This window comes from Acidovorax sp. SUPP3334, assembly GCF_030159055.1.
Taxonomy (GTDB): domain Bacteria; phylum Pseudomonadota; class Gammaproteobacteria; order Burkholderiales; family Burkholderiaceae_C; genus Paracidovorax.
Genome location: NZ_BQXQ01000017.1, coordinates 91,905 through 110,850, shown reverse-complemented (window position 1 = coordinate 110,850; position 18,946 = coordinate 91,905). Strand labels below are relative to the sequence as shown.

At 60.8% G+C, this 18,946-nt stretch carries 18 protein-coding genes, 1 tRNA gene and 2 pseudogenes; 20 read left to right on the top strand and 1 reads right to left on the bottom strand.

Annotation, left to right across the window (positions count from 1 at the left end; genetic code table 11):
- A pseudogene (locus tag AVHM3334_RS11885) lies at positions 1-101 on the bottom strand (IS5/IS1182 family transposase); the annotation flags it as partial.
- A 47-nt stretch (positions 102-148) separates the two neighbouring features.
- On the opposite strand from AVHM3334_RS11885, the pseudogene AVHM3334_RS11880 reads away from it, so the two are divergent.
- From AVHM3334_RS11880 to AVHM3334_RS11785, 20 genes and pseudogenes are all read left to right on the top strand, one after another.
- Positions 149-592, top strand: a pseudogene (locus AVHM3334_RS11880) (aminotransferase class I/II-fold pyridoxal phosphate-dependent enzyme); the annotation flags it as partial.
- 127 nt (positions 593-719) lie between these two features.
- Positions 720-986, top strand: a complete 267-nt coding sequence (gene rpsO, locus AVHM3334_RS11875; RefSeq protein ID WP_007849123.1) for a 30S ribosomal protein S15 — start codon at positions 720-722, stop codon at positions 984-986.
- A gap of 208 nt (positions 987-1,194) precedes the next feature.
- The gene (gene pnp / locus AVHM3334_RS11870) at positions 1,195-3,441 is read left to right on the top strand and encodes a polyribonucleotide nucleotidyltransferase (protein WP_284412523.1); all 2,247 of its coding nucleotides are present in this window, start codon (positions 1,195-1,197) and stop codon (positions 3,439-3,441) included.
- A gap of 91 nt (positions 3,442-3,532) precedes the next feature.
- Entirely contained in the window at positions 3,533-4,525 is a 993-nt protein-coding gene (locus AVHM3334_RS11865) for an NAD(P)H-quinone oxidoreductase (protein ID WP_284412521.1), read from the top strand.
- Positions 4,522-5,265 carry a triose-phosphate isomerase gene (gene tpiA / locus AVHM3334_RS11860; protein ID WP_284412519.1) on the top strand — a complete coding sequence of 248 codons (744 nt, stop codon included), beginning with the start codon at positions 4,522-4,524 and terminating at the stop codon, positions 5,263-5,265. The genes AVHM3334_RS11865 and tpiA overlap by 4 nt, the downstream gene beginning before the upstream one ends.
- A gap of 40 nt (positions 5,266-5,305) precedes the next feature.
- Positions 5,306-5,680 carry a preprotein translocase subunit SecG gene (gene secG / locus AVHM3334_RS11855; RefSeq protein WP_284412517.1) on the top strand — a complete coding sequence of 125 codons (375 nt, stop codon included), beginning with the start codon at positions 5,306-5,308 and terminating at the stop codon, positions 5,678-5,680.
- 122 nt (positions 5,681-5,802) lie between these two features.
- Positions 5,803-5,887: transfer RNA gene (locus AVHM3334_RS11850), tRNA-Leu, on the top strand.
- 73 nt (positions 5,888-5,960) lie between these two features.
- Positions 5,961-6,320, top strand: a complete 360-nt coding sequence (locus AVHM3334_RS11845; protein WP_092744429.1) for an NADH-quinone oxidoreductase subunit A — start codon at positions 5,961-5,963, stop codon at positions 6,318-6,320.
- 24 nt (positions 6,321-6,344) lie between these two features.
- On the top strand, positions 6,345-6,824 hold the full coding sequence (locus AVHM3334_RS11840) for a NuoB/complex I 20 kDa subunit family protein (protein WP_007849129.1): 480 nt from the start codon (positions 6,345-6,347) through the stop codon (positions 6,822-6,824).
- Positions 6,825-6,834: 10 nt separating this feature from the next.
- Positions 6,835-7,443 (top strand): NADH-quinone oxidoreductase subunit C, encoded by a 609-nt coding sequence (locus tag AVHM3334_RS11835; protein WP_284412515.1) that lies wholly within the window; start codon positions 6,835-6,837, stop codon positions 7,441-7,443.
- Positions 7,444-7,470: 27 nt separating this feature from the next.
- Positions 7,471-8,724 (top strand): NADH-quinone oxidoreductase subunit D, encoded by a 1,254-nt coding sequence (locus tag AVHM3334_RS11830; protein ID WP_284412513.1) that lies wholly within the window; start codon positions 7,471-7,473, stop codon positions 8,722-8,724.
- A complete protein-coding gene (gene nuoE, locus AVHM3334_RS11825) occupies positions 8,721-9,278 on the top strand; it encodes an NADH-quinone oxidoreductase subunit NuoE (protein ID WP_284412511.1) in 558 nt (185 codons plus the stop codon). The genes AVHM3334_RS11830 and nuoE overlap by 4 nt, the downstream gene beginning before the upstream one ends.
- The gene (gene nuoF, locus AVHM3334_RS11820; protein ID WP_284412510.1) at positions 9,275-10,630 is read left to right on the top strand and encodes an NADH-quinone oxidoreductase subunit NuoF; all 1,356 of its coding nucleotides are present in this window, start codon (positions 9,275-9,277) and stop codon (positions 10,628-10,630) included. The genes nuoE and nuoF overlap by 4 nt, the downstream gene beginning before the upstream one ends.
- Before the next feature lie 14 nt (positions 10,631-10,644).
- Positions 10,645-12,783 carry an NADH-quinone oxidoreductase subunit NuoG gene (gene nuoG, locus AVHM3334_RS11815; protein ID WP_284412508.1) on the top strand — a complete coding sequence of 713 codons (2,139 nt, stop codon included), beginning with the start codon at positions 10,645-10,647 and terminating at the stop codon, positions 12,781-12,783.
- A complete protein-coding gene (nuoH, locus tag AVHM3334_RS11810) occupies positions 12,780-13,856 on the top strand; it encodes an NADH-quinone oxidoreductase subunit NuoH (RefSeq protein ID WP_284412506.1) in 1,077 nt (358 codons plus the stop codon). Before nuoG ends, nuoH begins: the two co-directional genes overlap by 4 nt.
- Positions 13,857-13,868: 12 nt before the next feature.
- On the top strand, positions 13,869-14,381 hold the full coding sequence (gene nuoI, locus AVHM3334_RS11805) for an NADH-quinone oxidoreductase subunit NuoI (RefSeq protein ID WP_092744422.1): 513 nt from the start codon (positions 13,869-13,871) through the stop codon (positions 14,379-14,381).
- Positions 14,382-14,415: 34 nt separating this feature from the next.
- Entirely contained in the window at positions 14,416-15,084 is a 669-nt protein-coding gene (locus tag AVHM3334_RS11800) for an NADH-quinone oxidoreductase subunit J (protein WP_284412504.1), read from the top strand.
- Positions 15,081-15,389: an NADH-quinone oxidoreductase subunit NuoK gene (nuoK, locus tag AVHM3334_RS11795; protein ID WP_005793248.1), complete on the top strand. Its 309-nt coding sequence runs from the start codon at positions 15,081-15,083 to the stop codon at positions 15,387-15,389. Before AVHM3334_RS11800 ends, nuoK begins: the two co-directional genes overlap by 4 nt.
- Before the next feature lie 28 nt (positions 15,390-15,417).
- Positions 15,418-17,451 carry an NADH-quinone oxidoreductase subunit L gene (gene nuoL, locus AVHM3334_RS11790; RefSeq protein WP_284412502.1) on the top strand — a complete coding sequence of 678 codons (2,034 nt, stop codon included), beginning with the start codon at positions 15,418-15,420 and terminating at the stop codon, positions 17,449-17,451.
- A gap of 13 nt (positions 17,452-17,464) precedes the next feature.
- Positions 17,465-18,940: an NADH-quinone oxidoreductase subunit M gene (locus AVHM3334_RS11785; protein ID WP_284412501.1), complete on the top strand. Its 1,476-nt coding sequence runs from the start codon at positions 17,465-17,467 to the stop codon at positions 18,938-18,940.
- Positions 18,941-18,946 lie beyond the last annotated feature (6 nt).

Here is an 18,946-nt window from a genome sequence, read left to right as displayed (position 1 = left end):
TCCAGCCAGATCGTGAGCGATCCACGCGCTTTGAGTGCTGCGTTGTACTCAGTCCAATTGGTGGTCTTGTAGCGGGTCTTTGGCTGCACGGGTTCACTCATGCGTGCAGGCTACCAGCGCAAAGGGGGCGGTTTGTGCAACAAAGCCCATGACAGGGTGGTGGTTGGGTTGGCTGGTCATGCCCGCCGATCTGACCCATGACATTGGTAAGCTGATTGAATTCAATACCTCGTGCACCAGTGTTTTCACGCAGCGAGCGGGACTCGCCGCGTTACGGCATTCATCGGAAATCACTCCGCGTGTCGTTTCCCATCTTCAAATATGCCGGGATACCTTGGTGCCTCTATTGCAGTCGCTCCCAGGCGTCGAGGTTGGGCTACCCAAAGGCGCGATGTATGCATTCTTTCGCATGTCGGGGCAGGGCGACTCGCTGACTCTCGCCAAGCGTTTAGTGCAGGAGGCCGGCTTGGGCTTGGCTCCTGGCAGCGCGTTCGGCGATGAAGCGCAAGGATGGCTGCGATGGTGCTTCGCGTCGCACGATCCTGATCGACTGGTTCGAGGGGTGAGGCGTCTTGAAAAATGGCTCGGGGTACAATCGACGAGTTTTTGCATGGTGCAAGACGCACGCTCGTGGCCATTCCAGCCGCTTGCGCAAGTAAGTCAGGGGCTGTGCGGCTGTTCATGCCGTACTCACCGGCCCCGCAATTCAAGGAAAACCAATGATCGCATCCTCTATCAAGGCCGAAGTCGTCAAGGCCAATGCCCGTGCTGCCAATGACACCGGTAGCCCGGAAGTGCAAGTGGCCCTGCTGACCGCCCGCATCAACGAACTGACTCCTCACTTCAAGACCCATGCCAAGGATCACCACGGTCGCCGTGGCCTTCTGCGCATGGTGAGTCGCCGCCGCAAGCTGCTGGACTACCTGAAGGCGAAGGACGCTGAGCGTTATACGGCTTTGATCGCCAAGCTGGGTCTGCGCAAGTAAGCGCATTCGCATGCCAAAACGCCTGGGTTAGCACGCTAGCTCAGGCGTTTTTTACTTCGGAGCCGCAAAACAGATCGAAGCTGTGTCATTCCAATGGCCTTGTCTTTCAAGGTGAAAAAAGACTGAATCATTGGAATGGCATCGTGTTCTGAATTGCACTCCTTCCCTAGCTGAAGCTGTGTATTCAGCTATCAAAAATGGAGCAAAAATGAGCATTTTCAACAAAGTCACCAAGTCTTTCCAATGGGGCGACAAGACCGTCGTCATGGAAACGGGCGAAATCGCCCGCCAGGCATCGGGTGCGGTGCTGGTGAACATCGAAGACACCGTCGTGCTGGCCACGGTGGTGGGTTCCAAGACTGCCAAGCCTGGTCAGGACTTCTTCCCCCTGACGGTGGATTACATCGAGAAGACATACGCCGCTGGCAAGATTCCCGGCAGCTTCTTCAAACGCGAAGCCAAGCCCAGCGAACACGAGACGCTCACAAGCCGCCTGATCGATCGCCCGATCCGCCCCCTCTTTCCCGAAGGCTTCTTCAACGAAGTGCACGTGGTCATTCACACCGTGTCGCTGAACCCCGAAGTGGACGCAGACATCGCGGCGATGATCGCTGTGAGCGCCGCGCTTTCCATCTCCGGGATTCCGTTCAATGGCCCGATCGGTGCAGCCCGCGTGGGCTACATCAATGGCGAATACGTGTTGAATCCCGGCCAGACGGCGCGCAAGAATTCCCAGATGGATCTCGTGGTGGCTGGCACCGAGGCTGCCGTGCTGATGGTCGAATCCGAAGCGCAGCAATTGTCCGAAGAAATCATGCTGGGTGCCGTGGTGTTTGGCCATGAGCAAGGCAACGTGGCCATCAATGCGATCCACGAACTGGTGCGTGACGCTGGCAAGGCCGTCTGGGATTGGCAGCCTCCCGCCAAGGACGAGTCTTTCATCGGCAAGGTCAACGCCCTGGCAGAAGAAAAACTCCGTGCGGCTTATCAGATCCGCAGCAAGCAGGCCCGCACCCAGGCACTGCGCGAAGCGACTGCATCGGTCTTGTCCGCATTGAAAGCGGAAGGCGTCGAATTCGATGCGGTCAAGGTGGAAGGCCTGCTGTTCGACATCGAAGCCAAGATCGTGCGCAGCCAGATTCTGTCGGGCGAGCCCCGCATCGACGGCCGCGATACCCGCACGGTGCGCCCCATCGAGATCCGCAATAGCGTGCTGCCCCGCACCCACGGCTCCGCGCTGTTCACGCGTGGTGAAACGCAGGCACTGGTCATCGCCACGCTGGGAACCGAGCGTGATGCTCAGCGCATCGACGCACTGGCAGGTGAATATGAAGACCGCTTCATGATGCACTACAACATGCCTCCCTTCGCCACTGGCGAAGTGGGCCGCATGGGCTCGACCAAGCGGCGCGAAATCGGCCACGGCCGGTTGGCCAAGCGGGCGCTGATCGCCGTGCTGCCGACGAAGGAAGAATTCCCCTACACGATGCGTGTCGTGTCCGAGATCACGGAATCCAACGGATCCTCGTCGATGGCATCGGTGTGCGGCGGCTGCCTGTCCCTGATGGACGCTGGGGTGCCGATGAAGGCCCACGTGGCCGGTATAGCGATGGGCCTGATCAAGGAAGACAACCGCTTTGCCGTCCTGACCGACATCCTGGGCGATGAAGATCATCTGGGCGACATGGACTTCAAGGTGGCCGGTACCACGGGTGGTATCACCGCTCTGCAGATGGACATCAAGATCCAGGGCATCACCAAGGAAATCATGCAGGTCGCATTGGCTCAGGCCAAGGAAGCGCGTCTGCACATCCTGGGCAAGATGCAAGAGGCCATGGGCGAAGCCAAGACCGAGGTGAGCAACTTCGCGCCGAAGCTGTTCACGATGAAGATCAATCCCGAAAAAATCCGCGACGTGATCGGCAAGGGTGGTGCGGTGATTCGTGCGCTGACGGAAGAAACCGGCACGCAAATCAACATCGACGAGGACGGCACCATCACCATCGCGTCCACCGACAGCGCGAAGGCGGACGAAGCCAAGCGCCGTATCGAACAGATCACTGCCGAGGTCGAAATCGGCAAGATCTACGAAGGCCCGATCGTCAAGATTCTGGACTTCGGCGCGCTGATCAATCTGCTGCCTGGCAAGGATGGCCTGCTGCACATCAGCCAGATCGCGCACGAGCGTGTCGAGAAAGTGACCGACTATCTGACCGAAGGACAGATCGTCAAGGTCAAGGTGCTCGAAACGGACGAAAAAGGCCGCGTCAAGCTGTCCATGAAGGCGCTGACCGATCGCCCAATGGGTGACGGCGGTGGCCGTCCCGCACCCGCCGAGCGCGGCGAGCGTTCGGACCGTGGCGAACAACGCCGCGAGCGTCGCGATGGCGCAGACCAGCAACAGCAGCAGCAATCCCTGACGTCCGGCGAATCGTCGGGTCAGATGGACGCCTGAGCTCAAATGCTATTGATATGAGAGCGGCTGGCGCAGACCTGGTCTGCGCTGGCGCTGTATTCATCTCAACTCTTTTGGCAAGGTGACTGCTATGCGTGTGGTGGAAATCGAGAGCCCTGGCGGCCCTGAAGTTCTTCGGTTGAGCGAACGCTCGATCCCGAAACCTGTCCAGGGCGAGTTGCTGATTCGGGTCGCTGCCAGCGGGATCAATCGGCCGGACGTCCTTCAGCGAAAAGGCAACTATGCGCCCCCGCCGGGAGCATCGGAATTGCCCGGACTCGAGGTGGCTGGCGTGATCGAAGGCGGCGACGAGGCAGAGATGGCCAAGGCGGGCTTGCGGCTCGGCGACCGCGTATGTGCGCTGGTCGCTGGTGGCGGCTACGCGGAGTATTGCGTGGCCCCGGTTGTTCAATGCCTGCCGGTGCCGGAGGGCTTCAGCGACGTTGAAGCGGCTTCGTTGCCGGAGACGTTCTTCACCGTGTGGAGCAACGTCTTCGACCGCGGGCATCTGTCCGAAGGCGAAACGCTGCTGGTGCAAGGTGGCAGCAGTGGGATCGGTGTGACGGCCATTCAGCTGGGCCGTGCATTCGGTGCAAAGGTCATCGTCACGGCTGGCAGCGACGAGAAGTGCGCGGCTTGCTTGCAAATCGGTGCCCACCACGCGATCAACTACAAAACCCAGGACTTCGTCGCGGAGGTGCAGCGCATCACCGGCGGCAAGGGTGTGGACGTGGTGCTCGATATGGTGGCGGGCGACTACGTGGCCCGCGAAATCGAATGCCTCGCCGAAGACGGGCGGCTGGTGATCATCGCGGTTCAGGGCGGCATCAAGGCGGAGTTGAATGCCGGCTTGGTGTTGCGCCGCCGCCTGACGGTGACGGGTTCCACGCTTCGTCCCCGCTCCGTAGCGTTCAAGGGCGCCATCGCCAGTGCTTTGAGTGAGAAGGTCTGGCCGCTGCTGGCATCCGGCGACGTGCGACCGGTCGTTCATAGCACGTTTCCAGCTGCGGACGCTGCAAAAGCCCATGCCCTGATGGAGTCCAGTCAGCACGCAGGAAAGATTGTTTTGACATGGTCCGCATGAAAAAGAAACTGATCGCCGGTAATTGGAAGATGAACGGCAGCTTGGCTGCCAATCAGGCTTTATTGAATGCACTGCGTGCAGGGATCGAGCAACCCGGTTGCGACGTGGCGGTGGCTGTGCCGGCGCCCTATCTGGCGCAGGTGAAGGCGCTTGTGGATGGCTCCGCCGTGGCGGTGGCTGCTCAGGATGTTTCGGTCCATGAGGCGGGTGCTTACACGGGCGAGACCTCGGCGGCCATGCTGCTGGAGTTCGGTGTGCGGTACGTGCTGGTGGGGCACTCCGAGCGGCGCCAATACCATGGAGAAACCGACGAGATGGTTGCGGCCAAGGCGCAGCGCGCGCTGGCCGCAGGCATCGCGCCCATCGTCTGTGTCGGCGAAACCTTGGCGGAGCGGGAGGCGGGGCAGACCGAGACGGTCGTCAAGCGGCAACTGGCCGCTGTGATCCATACGAACGGTCATTGCATCAGCGAAATCATCGTGGCTTATGAGCCTGTGTGGGCCATCGGAACCGGCCGTACCGCGACCCCTGAGCAAGCGCAGGAGATGCACGCGGTGTTGCGCGCGCAACTGGCGGCGGCGAGTTCTCAGGCCAGGAGCATTCGTTTGCTGTACGGCGGAAGCATGAATGCAGCCAATGCCGCCCAGTTGCTGGCGCAAACCGATATTGACGGAGGCCTGGTGGGTGGGGCATCGCTCAAGGCCCAGGACTTCTTGCAAATCATTGCTGCCGCGCAATAAAGACGCCGGCATCTAGCTATCAAATTAGGAGTAATCGAGAATGAACGCGCTTGTGAACGTGATTTTGGCGGTCCAGATTCTGGCCGCATTGGGAATGATCGGCTTGATCCTGATTCAGCATGGCAAGGGTGCCGATATGGGTGCAGCGTTTGGCAGTGGTAGCTCTGGCAGCCTGTTCGGTGCCAGCGGCAGTGCCAACTTTCTGTCCCGCACCACGGCTGTTTTGGCGGGCGTATTTTTTGTGGCGACCCTGGCGCTGGCCTATTTCGGCAATGTCCGTCCTGCTGGCGTTGGAAGCGTGCTGGAAACGCCGGCGGCAGTGGCGCCGGCTCAGCCAGCTTCCGGTGCGGCCTCGCAGGTGCCTGTCGCGCCAGTGGTGCCGGCCTCCGGCGCGGGTCAGATTCCGACCAAGTAAGAAGAAAAGCGCAAAATTTGACCCGGCTCTTCGGAGCAGGGTTTTTCCGGAGTAGAATCCCGGATTGTCTGGAAAGCCAAAACCCCAAGCGGGTTCCTCATGCCATCCAGATGCATAAATCAGCCGTCGTGGTGAAATTGGTAGACACGCTATCTTGAGGGGGTAGTGGCGAAAGCTGTGCGAGTTCGAGTCTCGCCGACGGCACCAAAACAAAAAGCCCATCCAACACGCCTATCCTGGGGCGTTTGGGTGCCGCTTCAGCGGTGAGCACATCCTCCAGATGAACCTCGATCAGTACCTCCCCGTCCTTTTGTTCATCCTGGTCGGCATCGGTGTCGGCGTCGTACCGCTGGTGTTGGGCTATGTGCTCGGCCCGAATCGCCCGGATGCCGCAAAGAATTCCCCTTACGAGTGCGGCTTTGAGGCCTTCGAAGACGCGCGCATGAAGTTCGACGTGCGTTACTACCTCGTCGCCATCCTCTTCATTCTTTTTGATCTGGAAATCGCTTTCCTGTTTCCGTGGGCTGTTTCGCTGCACGAAGTGGGATTGACGGGTTTCATTGCCGTAGTCATCTTTCTGGCCATCCTCGTCGTCGGCTTTGCCTATGAGTGGAAAAAGGGTGCCCTGGATTGGGAATGACCGGTCTTCATAAGGAATGACACGATGATTGAAGGCGTGATGAAGGAAGGCTTCATCACCACCAGTTACGACTCGGTGGTGAATTGGGCCAAGACGGGTTCGCTCTGGCCCATGACTTTTGGTCTGGCCTGTTGCGCGGTGGAGATGATGCACGCCGCAGCGGCGAGATATGACATCGGCCGTTTTGGCGCAGAAGTGTTTCGTGCCAGTCCACGCCAGTCCGATCTGATGATCGTGGCAGGCACGCTGTGCAACAAGATGGCGCCGGCTTTGCGCAAGGTGTACGACCAGATGTCGGAGCCGCGCTGGGTGCTTTCCATGGGATCCTGCGCCAACGGTGGTGGGTACTATCACTACAGCTATTCGGTAGTGCGTGGCTGCGACCGCATCGTTCCCGTGGATGTGTATGTGCCTGGATGCCCCCCGACGGCCGAAGCGCTGATCTACGGCATCATCCAGCTGCAGCAGAAAATCCGCCGCACCAACACCATCGCTCGCGTCTGAAGGGTTGACGATGACTGCCTTTGCTATTCGACCCGAAGCACTTCGGGACGCGATTGCCGCTGCGCTCGGCGACAAGGTGCGCCAGATTTCCGTGGCGCTGGGCGAAGTCACCTTGGTGGTGGCCTCGTCTGACTACCTGGCTGCAATGCAAATGCTGCGCGATGCGCCCGGTTGCCGTTTCGAGCAATTGGTGGATCTGTGCGGTGTGGACTACTCGTCTTATGGCGATGTGGGTGTGGAAGGTCCGCGCTATTGCGTGGTTTCGCATCTGCTGTCGGTCAGCATGAATCAGCGGGTGCGCGTCAAGGTGTTCTGTCCCGATGACGATTTCCCGGTGGTTCCTTCGGTGTCCGACCTCTGGAACTCTGCCAACTGGTACGAGCGTGAAGCCTTTGACCTGTATGGCATCGTGTTCGACGGCCACAGCGATCTGCGGCGCATTCTGACCGACTACGGTTTTATCGGGCATCCCTTCCGCAAGGATTTTCCGCTGTCCGGACATGTGGAGATGCGCTACGACGCCGAGCAGCGCCGCGTCATCTACGAACCTGTGACGATCGAGCCGCGTGAGATCACGCCCCGCATCATCCGCGAAGAAAAATACGGAGGCCTGCACTGAGGCGTTTGCGCCAACAAGTGATTCACCATGGCTGAAATCAAGAACTATTCCCTGAACTTCGGGCCTCAGCATCCTGCCGCGCACGGTGTGCTGCGCCTTGTGCTTGAGCTCGATGGCGAAGTGGTGCAACGTGCCGACCCCCATATTGGCTTGCTGCACCGCGCCACCGAAAAGCTGGCCGAGCACAAAACCTACATCCAGTCGCTGCCCTATATGGATCGGCTGGATTACGTGTCGATGATGTGCAATGAGCACGCCTATTGCCTGGCCATTGAAAAGCTGCTTGGCCTGGACGTGCCTTTGCGTGCGCAGTACATCCGCGTGATGTTCTCCGAAATCACGCGCCTGCTGAACCACCTCATGTGGCTGGGCTCGCACGGCAACGATTGTGGTAGCTCCACGATCCTGATCTACACCTTCCGTGAGCGCGAAGACCTGTTCGACATGTACGAAGCAGTGTCGGGCGCGCGCATGCATGCGGCCTACTTCCGTCCAGGTGGCGTTTACCGCGACTTGCCGGATTCGATGCCGCAGTACAAGGTGAACAAGATCCGCAATGCCAAGGCGATCGCTGCCTTGAACCAGAACCGCAGCGGTTCGTTGCTGGACTTCATCGACGATTTCACGCAGCGCTTTCCGAAATGCGTGGATGAATACGAAACGCTGCTCACCGACAACCGCATCTGGAAGCAGCGCACGGTCGGCATCGGCGTCGTGACGCCGGAACGCGCACTCAACCTGGGCATGACCGGCCCGATGATCCGCGGATCGGGCATTGCCTGGGACTTGCGCAAGACGCAGCCCTATGACGTGTACGACCGCATGGACTTCGATGTGCCAGTGGGTAAGACCGGCGACTGCTACGACCGATACCTCGTCCGCGTGCAGGAGATGCGTCAGTCCAATCGCATCATCAAGCAGTGCGTTGACTGGCTGCGCGCCAATCCTGGGCCGGTGATCACGGACAACCACAAGGTGGCACCACCTTCGCGGGAATCCATGAAGTCGAACATGGAAGAGTTGATCCACCATTTCAAGCTCTTTACCGAAGGCTTTCGCGTGCCCGAAGGCGAGGCCTATGCAGCCGTCGAACACCCGAAGGGCGAGTTCGGCATTTATCTGGTGAGCGATGGCGCCAACAAGCCCTACCGCCTCAAGATTCGGGCGCCTGGGTTTGCCCATCTGGCCACCTTGGACGAAATGGCCCGCGGCCACATGATCGCCGACGCTGTGGCCATCATTGGCACGATGGATATCGTGTTCGGGGAGATTGACCGATGAATACCGAGACGAAAAGCGTGGGTGCGGGCGCGTCCCGCATCACCGAGGCAACGCTGGCGCGCTTTGCACGGGAAGTGGCGAAATACCCCGCAGAGCAAAAGCAGTCCGCAGTGATGGCCTGCTTGGCCATCGTGCAGCAGGAACAGGGCTGGGTCAGTACCGAGAGCGAGGTCGTGATTGCCGATTACCTGGGCATGCCCCAGATCGCGGTGCACGAAGTGACCACGTTCTACAACATGTACAACCAGCAGCCGACGGGCAAGTACAAGCTCAACGTCTGCACCAATCTGCCATGCCAGTTGCGCGACGGGCAAAAAGCTCTGCACCACCTGGAAAAGAAGCTGGGTGTGACAATGGGCGAGACCACGGTCGATGGCCTGTTCACGCTGCAGCAATGCGAATGCCTCGGTGCTTGCGCTGACGCGCCCGTGATGCTGGTCAATGACCGCACCATGTGCAGTTTCATGGACAACGACAAGCTCGATCAGCTCGTGGATGGCCTGCGGCAAGCCGAAGGCGTGGCATCCACGGCTCGGGCGGAAGGGCAAGCATGACCACCGCCACACAGATCCTGTCCCAGTTCCAGGCGACGGGCGTTCAAACCTGCTTCCATGACCGCCACATCGATCCGCAAATTTATGCGGGCCTGGACGGTACCAACTGGAGCATCAAGGACTACGAAGCGCGCGGCGGCTATTCCGCGTTGCGTAAGATTCTGGAGCAGGGCGAAGGCGCGGGCCTTACCCAGGACCAGGTCATTGCGACCGTCAAGGAATCTGGCCTGCGTGGCCGCGGCGGCGCGGGCTTTCCGACAGGCCTCAAGTGGAGCTTCATGCCCCGCTCGTTCCCGGGTCAGAAATACCTCGTCTGCAACTCCGACGAGGGCGAGCCGGGGACCTGCAAGGACCGTGACATCCTGCAGTTCAATCCGCACATCGTGATTGAAGGCATGATCATCGCGGCTTACGCGATGGGCATTTCCGTGGGCTACAACTACATCCACGGCGAAATCTTCCAGACCTACGACCGTTTCGAAGAAGCGCTCGAGGAAGCGCGCGCTGCAGGCTATCTGGGTGACAAGATCCTGGGCAGCAACTTCAGCTTCCAGCTGCACGCGGCCCATGGGTTCGGCGCTTACATCTGCGGCGAGGAAACCGCCTTGCTGGAATCGCTGGAAGGCAAGAAGGGCCAGCCGCGCTTCAAGCCACCATTCCCCGCGAGCTTCGGGCTCTACGGCAAGCCCACCACCATCAACAACACCGAGACGTTTGCTGCGGTGCCTTGGATCATCCGCAACGGCGGCGCAGCCTATCTCGCCTGCGGCAAGCCCAACAACGGCGGCACCAAGATATTTTCGGTGTCCGGCGACGTGGAAAAGCCCGGCAACTACGAAGTGCCCATGGGAACCCCCTTCGCCAAGCTGCTGGAACTGGCAGGCGGCGTGCGCAAGGGCCGCCAACTCAAGGCCGTGATCCCGGGCGGTTCGTCGGCTCCGGTACTGCCGGCGTCCGTCATCATGGAATGCACGATGGACTACGACTCGATCGCCAAGGCCGGCTCCATGCTGGGCTCGGGGGCCGTGATCGTGATGGACGATTCGCGCAGCATGGTGGAAAGCCTTTTGCGCCTGTCCTATTTCTATTCGCATGAATCGTGCGGGCAGTGCACGCCATGCCGCGAAGGCACTGGCTGGATGTGGCGCGTGATCGACCGCATCCAGCACGCCGAAGGACGCGAAGGCGATCTGGACCTTCTCAATTCGGTGGCGGACAACATCCAGGGGCGCACCATCTGCGCTCTGGGAGACGCCGCTGCCATGCCGGTACGCGCCATGATCAAGCACTTCCGCCCTGAATTCGAAGCGCTGATCCGCAACAAGACCCCTCAGGCTTCTGCCTCTGCCTGATCGCGAGAACGCATATGGTTGAAATCGAACTGGACGGGCAGAAGGTAGAAGTCGCCGAGGGCTGCATGGTGATGCATGCAGCCGAGAAGGCGGGCACCTACATTCCCCATTTCTGCTATCACAAGAAGCTCTCCATCGCTGCCAACTGCCGCATGTGCCTGGTGGACGTGGAGAAGGCTCCCAAGCCGATGCCCGCATGCGCCACGCCGGTGACGCAGGGCATGATCGTTCGCACCAAGAGCGAAAAGGCCATCAAGGCCCAGCAGTCGGTGATGGAGTTTCTGCTCATCAATCACCCGCTGGACTGCCCGATCTGCGATCAGGGTGGGGAATGCCAGCTGCAGGACTTGGCTGTGGGATACGGCGGGTCTTCTTCGCGCTATGAAGAAGAAAAGCGCGTGGTGTTCCACAAGGACGTGGGCCCGCTGATCTCCATGGAGGAGATGACCCGCTGCATCCATTGCACTCGCTGCGTGCGTTTCGGCCAGGAAGTGGCCGGCGTGATGGAACTGGGCATGATCCACCGCGGTGAGCATTCCGAGATCACCACGGTGCTGGGCGACACGATCGATTCCGAACTGTCGGGCAACATGATCGACATCTGCCCCGTGGGGGCGCTGACGAGCAAGCCATTCCGCTACAGCGCGCGGACCTGGGAATTGTCCCGTCGCAAGTCGGTCAGTCCGCACGACTCCACGGGGGCCAACCTCATCGTCCAGGTGAAGAACCACAAGGTGATGCGTGTCGTTCCTTTCGAGAACGAAGACGTCAACGAGTGCTGGATCGCCGACCGCGACCGTTTCTCCTACGAGTCCTTGAATGGCGAGGAGCGCCTGACGCGCCCCATGCTCAAGCAGGGTGGCGAATGGAAGGAAGTGGACTGGCAGACTGCCCTCGAATACGTGGCCAACGGCCTGCAGAGCATTCGTGCTGACCATGGCGCCCAGCAAATCGGTGCCTTGGTGAGCCCGCACAGCACCCTGGAAGAGTTGTTCCTCGCTGGTGCCCTGGTGCGCGGCCTCGGCAGCGACAACATCGACCACCGCCTGCGCCACGCAGATTTCACCCAGACCGACGGAATTCATTGGCTGGGTACGAGCATCGCCTCGTTGTCCTCTTTGCAGTCCGTGCTGGTCGTGGGCTCCAACCTGCGCAAAGACCATCCTTTGTTCGCGCAACGCATTCGCCAGGCCGCACGCAAGGGCTGCTCGGTCAGCGCCATCAATGCGGTGGCGAGCGACTGGGCCATGCCGATGGCGCAATCCATCGTGGCCCCCGCTCAAGATTGGGCTGCGGCCTTGGCCGATGTGGCCGCCGCCGTGGCGAAAGACCGTGGCGTCGCTGCGCCCGTGGCCAGTGGCCAGGTGACCGATGTTTCGGCCGCTGTTGCCAGTGCGCTCGCCTCTGGAGAGAGCAAAGCCATCCTGCTCGGCAATGCTGCCGCCCACCATGCCCAGGCTTCCGGCTTGCTGGCGCTGGCGCAATGGATCGGTGCCCAGACGGGCGCCGTGGTGGGGTACCTGACCGAAGCCGCCAACACCGTGGGCGCGCAGTTCGTGGGGGCACAACCGGTACAAGGCGGCCTGAATGCAGGCCAGATGCTGGCGGGGGACCTCAAGGCGGTGCTGCTGCTGAATACCGAACCCGTGTACGACTCCGCTGCTGGTGCGCAGGCGGCTTCCGCGCTGTCGAAGGCCGAGATGGTCGTCACGCTGAGCCCCTTCAAGGCCAACATGGAGTTCAGCGATGTGCTTTTGCCCATCGCTCCGTTCACCGAAACCTCGGGCACCTTCGTCAATGCCGAAGGCCGTGTGCAGAGCTTCCACGCCGTGGTCAAGCCGCTGGCCGATGCCCGTCCTGCCTGGAAGGTGCTTCGCGTCCTGGGCAATCTGCTGGGTGTGCAGGGCCTGGATTTCGAAACCTCGCAGGATGTGCTTGCAAAGTCCACCGGTGCGACGGTGTCGGCTCCGCTGGCGCAACTGCCAGCCGATCGCCTCGTGAATACCACGCGCGCCGAAATCGCCGTGTCTTCCGGCGCAGTGGCTGCTCCAGTCGTGGCCAGCATCTATCAGCTGGACGGCCTGGTGCGCCGTGCCCCCTCGCTGCAGTTGACGGCCGACGCCCGCCGCGCCGCTGAAGGAGTCGCCGCATGATCGACGCGCTGTACAACGGCGGCCTGCATCTGTTCGCTCAGTCCTGGTGGACGGCAGCGGTCTGGCCCGTGATCTGGAACCTGATCAAGATCGTTGCCATCGTGGCGCCCCTGATGGGCGCCGTCGCCTACCTCACGCTGTGGGAGCGCAAGCTGCTCGGCTTCATGCAGGTGCGGCATGGCCCCAACCGTGTGGGCCCCTTCGGCCTGCTGCAACCGCTGGCCGACGGTCTCAAGCTGTTGACCAAGGAAATCATTCAACCCGCTGCTGCCAGCAAGGGCCTGTTCGTGCTTGGTCCGGTGATGGCCATCATGCCGGCGCTGGCCGCATGGGTGGTGATTCCTTTCGGCCCCGATGTCGCGCTGGCCAACGTGAATGCAGGCTTGCTGCTCGTGATGGCCATCACCTCGATCGAGGTCTATGGCGTGATCATTGCCGGCTGGGCATCCAACTCCAAGTACGCGTTCCTGGGCGCGCTGCGCGCCTCGGCCCAGATGGTGAGCTATGAAATCGCGATGGGTTTTTGCTTCCTCGTGATCATCATGGTGTCGGGCAGCATGAACCTGACCGAGATCGTGCTGGGGCAGGGCGCTGGCATGGCCGCTGCCAAGGGGCTGGGGTTCCTGTCCTGGAACTGGTTGCCGCTGCTGCCGATCTTCATCGTGTACCTGATCTCTGGCGTGGCTGAAACCAACCGCCACCCCTTCGACGTGGTCGAAGGCGAGGCCGAGATCGTTGCCGGCCACATGGTCGAGTATTCGGGCATGGGCTTCGCGATCTTCTTCCTGGCCGAGTACGCCAGCATGTGGCTCGTATCGATTCTGGCCGTCATCATGTTCCTGGGCGGCTGGCTGTCGCCTGTCTCGGCACTGGACTTCATCCCCGGATGGATCTGGCTGGGCCTCAAGACTTTCCTCGTGGTGTCCATGTTCATCTGGATCCGCGCGACATTCCCTCGCTTTCGCTATGACCAGATCATGCGCCTGGGTTGGAAGATCTTCATTCCGGTCACCCTCGTGTGGCTGCTTATCGTGGGCGCGTGGTTGCACTCGCCCTGGAACATCTGGAATTGAGCGGGGACACTGATGACTGCTGTTGCTGCTACTGCATCCTTTTCGATCAAGGATTTTTTCAAGAGCTTCATGTTGGTGGAGCTGGTCAAGGGCATGGCCCTCACGGGCCGCTATGCGTTTCGCCGCAAGGTGACCGTGCAGTTTCCCGAAGAGAAGACGCCCTTGTCGCCGCGTTTCCGCGGATTGCATGCCCTGCGCCGTTACGACAACGGGGAAGAGCGCTGCATCGCGTGCAAGCTGTGCGAAGCCGTGTGCCCTGCCTTGGCCATCACGATCGAATCCGACGTCCGTGCGGACGGCTCCCGCCGTACCACCCGTTATGACATCGACCTGACCAAGTGCATCTTCTGCGGCTTCTGTGAAGAAAGCTGCCCGGTGGATTCCATCGTCGAGACGCAGATCCTGGAATACCACGGCGAAAAGCGCGGCGACTTGTACTTCACCAAGGACATGCTCCTGGCGGTCGGGGATCGCTACGAGGCCGAGATTGCCGCAGCCAAGGCGGCCGACGCCAAGTACCGCTGAAGGCGGCTCCTGAACCTCTAAAAAGACCCGATTCATGGACGCCAAGACTGGTTTCTTCTATCTGTTCTCGGTCGTGCTGCTGTTTGCAGCCTTCCGAGTGATCACCGCGCGCAACCCTGTGCATGCGGTGCTGTATCTCATCCTTGCGTTTTCACAGGCAGCGGCCGTGTGGCTGCTGCTGAAGGCCGAATTCCTTGCGATCGCCCTGGTGCTGGTGTACCTCGGTGCGGTGATGGTGCTCTTCCTTTTCGTGGTGATGATGCTGGACATTCACATCGACACCATCCGGCGGGGCTTTTGGCGCCATTTCCCGTTGGCGGCTTTCATCGGCGCACTGATCACGCTGGAAATGGCAGCAGTGCTGATGGGCGGTTTTCGCGGCATGGACGAACCCAAGGCAATCGCTGCGGTGGTCGATGCAGCCGGCAACGTGGTTCCCTATTCGAACACCAAGGCGCTGGGCAAGCTGCTCTATACCGAATACCTCTACCCGGTGGAAATCGCGGCCGTCATTCTGCTGGTCGCCATGATTGCAGCGATCGCGCTGACCCTGCGCCAGCGCAAGGACAGCAAGGCGATCAATCCGTCCGAGCAGATCCGTGTGCGCGCCAGCGACCGTGTGGAGCTGGTGAAGGTGGCCGTGACGCAAAAGCCAGCAGAAGAAGTGGCAGCATCGCCCGCAGCCGAGGAGAAGAAGGCATGACATTGACCCTGGGCCATTTTTTGTCGCTGGGTGCGATGCTCTTCGCACTCGCGGTGATCGGCATCTTTCTGAACCGCAAGAACCTGATCGTGCTGCTGATGGCGATCGAGTTGATGCTGCTCGCGGTGAACATGAATTTCGTCGCGTTCTCGCACTACCTGGGCGACATGCACGGGCAGGTGTTCGTGTTCTTCATCCTGACGGTCGCTGCGGCGGAGTCGGCCATCGGCCTCGCGATCCTGGTGCTGCTGTTCCGCAACAAGTCCAGCATCAACGCGGAAGATCTCAACACCCTCAAGGGTTGAGTCGACGGTACTTGCAAGGTCCTCAAGAATGAGCCAAACCCTTTCTGCTTCGACACTGCTGGCGGTGCCCATGGCGCCGCTGGTGGGTTCCGCCCTGGCGGGTATTTTCGGCACGGCCTTCGGCGGCAACCGAATCGGCCGGCGGCTGAGCCACACGCTGACCATTCTCGGTGTCATGGTGGCCTTCGTGCTTTCGGCCATGACGCTCAAGAGCGTGGCGATGGACGGCGCACGCTTCAACGAAACGCTCTACACCTGGATGGTCGTCGGCGGCCTCAAGATGGAAGTCGGCTTCCTCGTGGACAGCCTTACCGCCATGATGATGTGCGTGGTGACCTTCGTGTCGCTGATGGTGCACATCTACACCATCGGCTACATGGAAGAAGACGACGGCTACAACCGTTTCTTCGCCTACATCTCGCTGTTCACGTTCTCGATGCTCATGCTCGTCATGAGCAACAACCTGCTGCAGTTGTTCTTCGGCTGGGAAGCGGTGGGCCTGGTGTCGTACCTGTTGATCGGCTTCTGGTTCAACAAGCCGACGGCCATTTTCGCCAACATGAAGGCGTTCCTGGTCAACCGCGTGGGCGACTTCGGTTTCATTCTCGGCATTGGCTTGATCGCCGCGTACACCAACACGCTGAACTATGGCGAAATCTTCGGCAAGGCCGGCGAGCTGGGCGCACTGTCGTTCCCTGGCACTGACTGGATGCTGATCACCGTCATCTGCATCTGCCTGTTCATCGGCGCGATGGGCAAGAGCGCGCAGTTTCCGCTGCACGTCTGGCTGCCGGACTCGATGGAGGGCCCCACGCCCATCTCCGCGCTGATCCACGCCGCCACCATGGTGACGGCCGGCATCTTCATGGTGTCGCGCATGTCTCCGCTGTTCGAACTGTCGGACACCGCGCTCAACTTCATCCTCGTGATCGGTGCGATCACTGCGCTGTTCATGGGCTTTCTGGGCATCATCCAGAACGACATCAAGCGAGTGGTGGCCTATTCGACGCTGTCGCAACTGGGCTACATGACGGTGGCGCTCGGTGCTTCCGCCTATTCGGTGGCGGTGTTCCATTTGATGACGCACGCGTTCTTCAAGGCATTGCTGTTCCTCGGCGCCGGCTCGGTCATCATGGGCATGCACCACAACCAGGACATCCGCTGGATGGGTGCCGTGCGCAAGTACATGCCCATCACCTGGATCACGTCTCTGCTGGGTTCGCTGGCGCTGATCGGCACGCCGCTGTTCTCGGGGTTCTACTCCAAGGACAGCATCATCGAAGCCGTGCATGCCAGCACGCTGCCGGCCGCTGGCTTCGCCCACTTTGCCGTGCTTGCGGGCGTGTTCGTTACCGCTTTCTACTCGTTCCGCATGTATTTCCTGGTCTTTCATGGCAAGGAGCGCTACGACCAGAATCCGGATGCGCACCACGATGACCACCATGCCCATGACGACCACCACGGCCATGGCCATGATGCGAAGCCCCACGAGTCGCCCTGGGTGGTGACCGTGCCCCTGATCCTGCTGGCCATTCCGTCCGTGGTGATCGGTTTCCTGTTCATCCAGCCCATGCTGTTCGGCGACTTCTTCAAGAACGTGATCTTCGTCGACGCCGCCAAGCACCCCGCGATGGCGGAGCTGGCGGAAATCTTCCACGGTCCCGTGGGCATGGCGCTGCACGGCCTGCAGACCGCACCGTTCTGGCTGGCCCTGGCGGGCGTGGCGGCGTCCTACTACATGTACATGGTCAACCCGGCCCTGCCGACGGCGATCAAGCGCATCTTCCATCCGATCTACGTGCTGTTCGAAAACAAGTACTACCTCGACTGGATCAACGAAAACATCATCGCTCGCGGTGCGCGCGCCCTGGGCATGGGCCTGTGGAAGGGCGGCGACCAGGCCGTGATCGACGGCGCTCTGGTCAATGGTTCCTGGAAGCTGGTGGGCCGTATCGCCGGGGTGGTGCGCTGGTTCCAGTCGGGTTACATCTACCACTACGCGCTGGTCATGATCCTGGGCATCTTCGCGCTCATGACGTACTTCGTGTGGCTCAACAAGTAGAGGGAAAAGAAAAATGGGTTTGTTGAGTCTTGCCATCTGGGTTCCGATCGCATTCGGTGCCCTGCTGCTGGCCTTCGGCCGCGACGAGCACGCCCGTGCCGTGCGCTGGTTGGCCCTCATCGGTTCGCTGGTGGGCCTGGCCGTCACGCTGCCGTTGTACGGCGGCTTCGAGGCCACCTCGGCTGCTGCGCAGTTCGTCGAGAAAGCGCAATGGATCGAACGTTTCAACGTGCACTATCACCTGGGGGTGGACGGCATCTCGTTCTGGTTCGTGCCGCTGACGGCGTTCATCACGGTGATCGTGGTGATCGCGTCGTGGGAGTCGATCACCGAGCGCGTGAACCAGTACATGGGCGCCTTCCTGATCCTCTCGGGGTTGATGATCGGCGTGTTCAGCGCGCTCGACGGCTTGCTGTTCTACGTTTTCTTCGAAGCCACGCTGATCCCGATGTACCTGATCATCGGCATCTGGGGCGGGCCGAAAAAGATCTACGCGGCATTCAAGTTCTTCCTGTACACGCTGCTCGGCTCGCTCTTGATGCTGATCGCGCTGATCTATTTGTACAACCAGTCCGGCGGCAGCTTCGACATCGCCACCTGGCACCAACTGCCGCTGTCGGCCCGTGCGCAGACCCTGCTGTTCTTCGCCTTCTTCGCCGCGTTCGCGGTGAAGGTGCCGATGTGGCCGGTGCACACCTGGCTGCCCGACGTGCACGTGGAGGCGCCTACAGGCGGCTCCGCCGTGCTGGCCGCCATCATGCTGAAGCTGGGCGCCTATGGCTTCCTGCGCTTTTCCATGCCCATCGCGCCTGACGCCGCTCGGGAGTGGGCGTGGCTGATGATCGCGCTGTCGCTCGTGGCCGTGATCTACGTGGGCCTGGTGGCCATGGTGCAAAAGGACATGAAAAAGCTGGTGGCGTATTCGTCCGTGGCGCACATGGGCTTCGTTACGCTGGGCTTTTTCATCTTCAACGACCTGGGCGTGTCGGGCGGCCTCGTACAGATGATTGCGCACGGCTTCGTTTCGGGCGCGATGTTCCTGTCCATCGGCGTGCTGTACGACCGCGTGCATTCCCGTGAAATCGCGGCCTACGGAGGGGTGGTCAATACCATGCCGAAGTTCGCGGCCTTCGCGCTGCTGTTCGCCATGGCCAACTGCGGCCTGCCGGGCACCGCCGGGTTCGTGGGCGAGTGGATGGTGATCCTGGGCGCGGTCAAGGCCAACTTCTGGATCGGCCTGGCCGCAGCCACTGCGCTGATCTTCGGCGCGGCCTACACGCTGTGGATGTACAAGCGCGTGTACCTCGGCCCCGTCGCCAACGACAACGTGAGGGATCTCAAGGACATCGGTGCCCGCGAGTTCCTGGTGATGGCCGTGCTCGCCATCGCCGTGCTCTACATGGGCCTGTACCCACGTCCGTTCACCGACGTGATGGATGCCTCGGTGGCGCAGCTGCTCAAGCACGTGGCGCTGTCCAAGCTCAACTGACCAGAC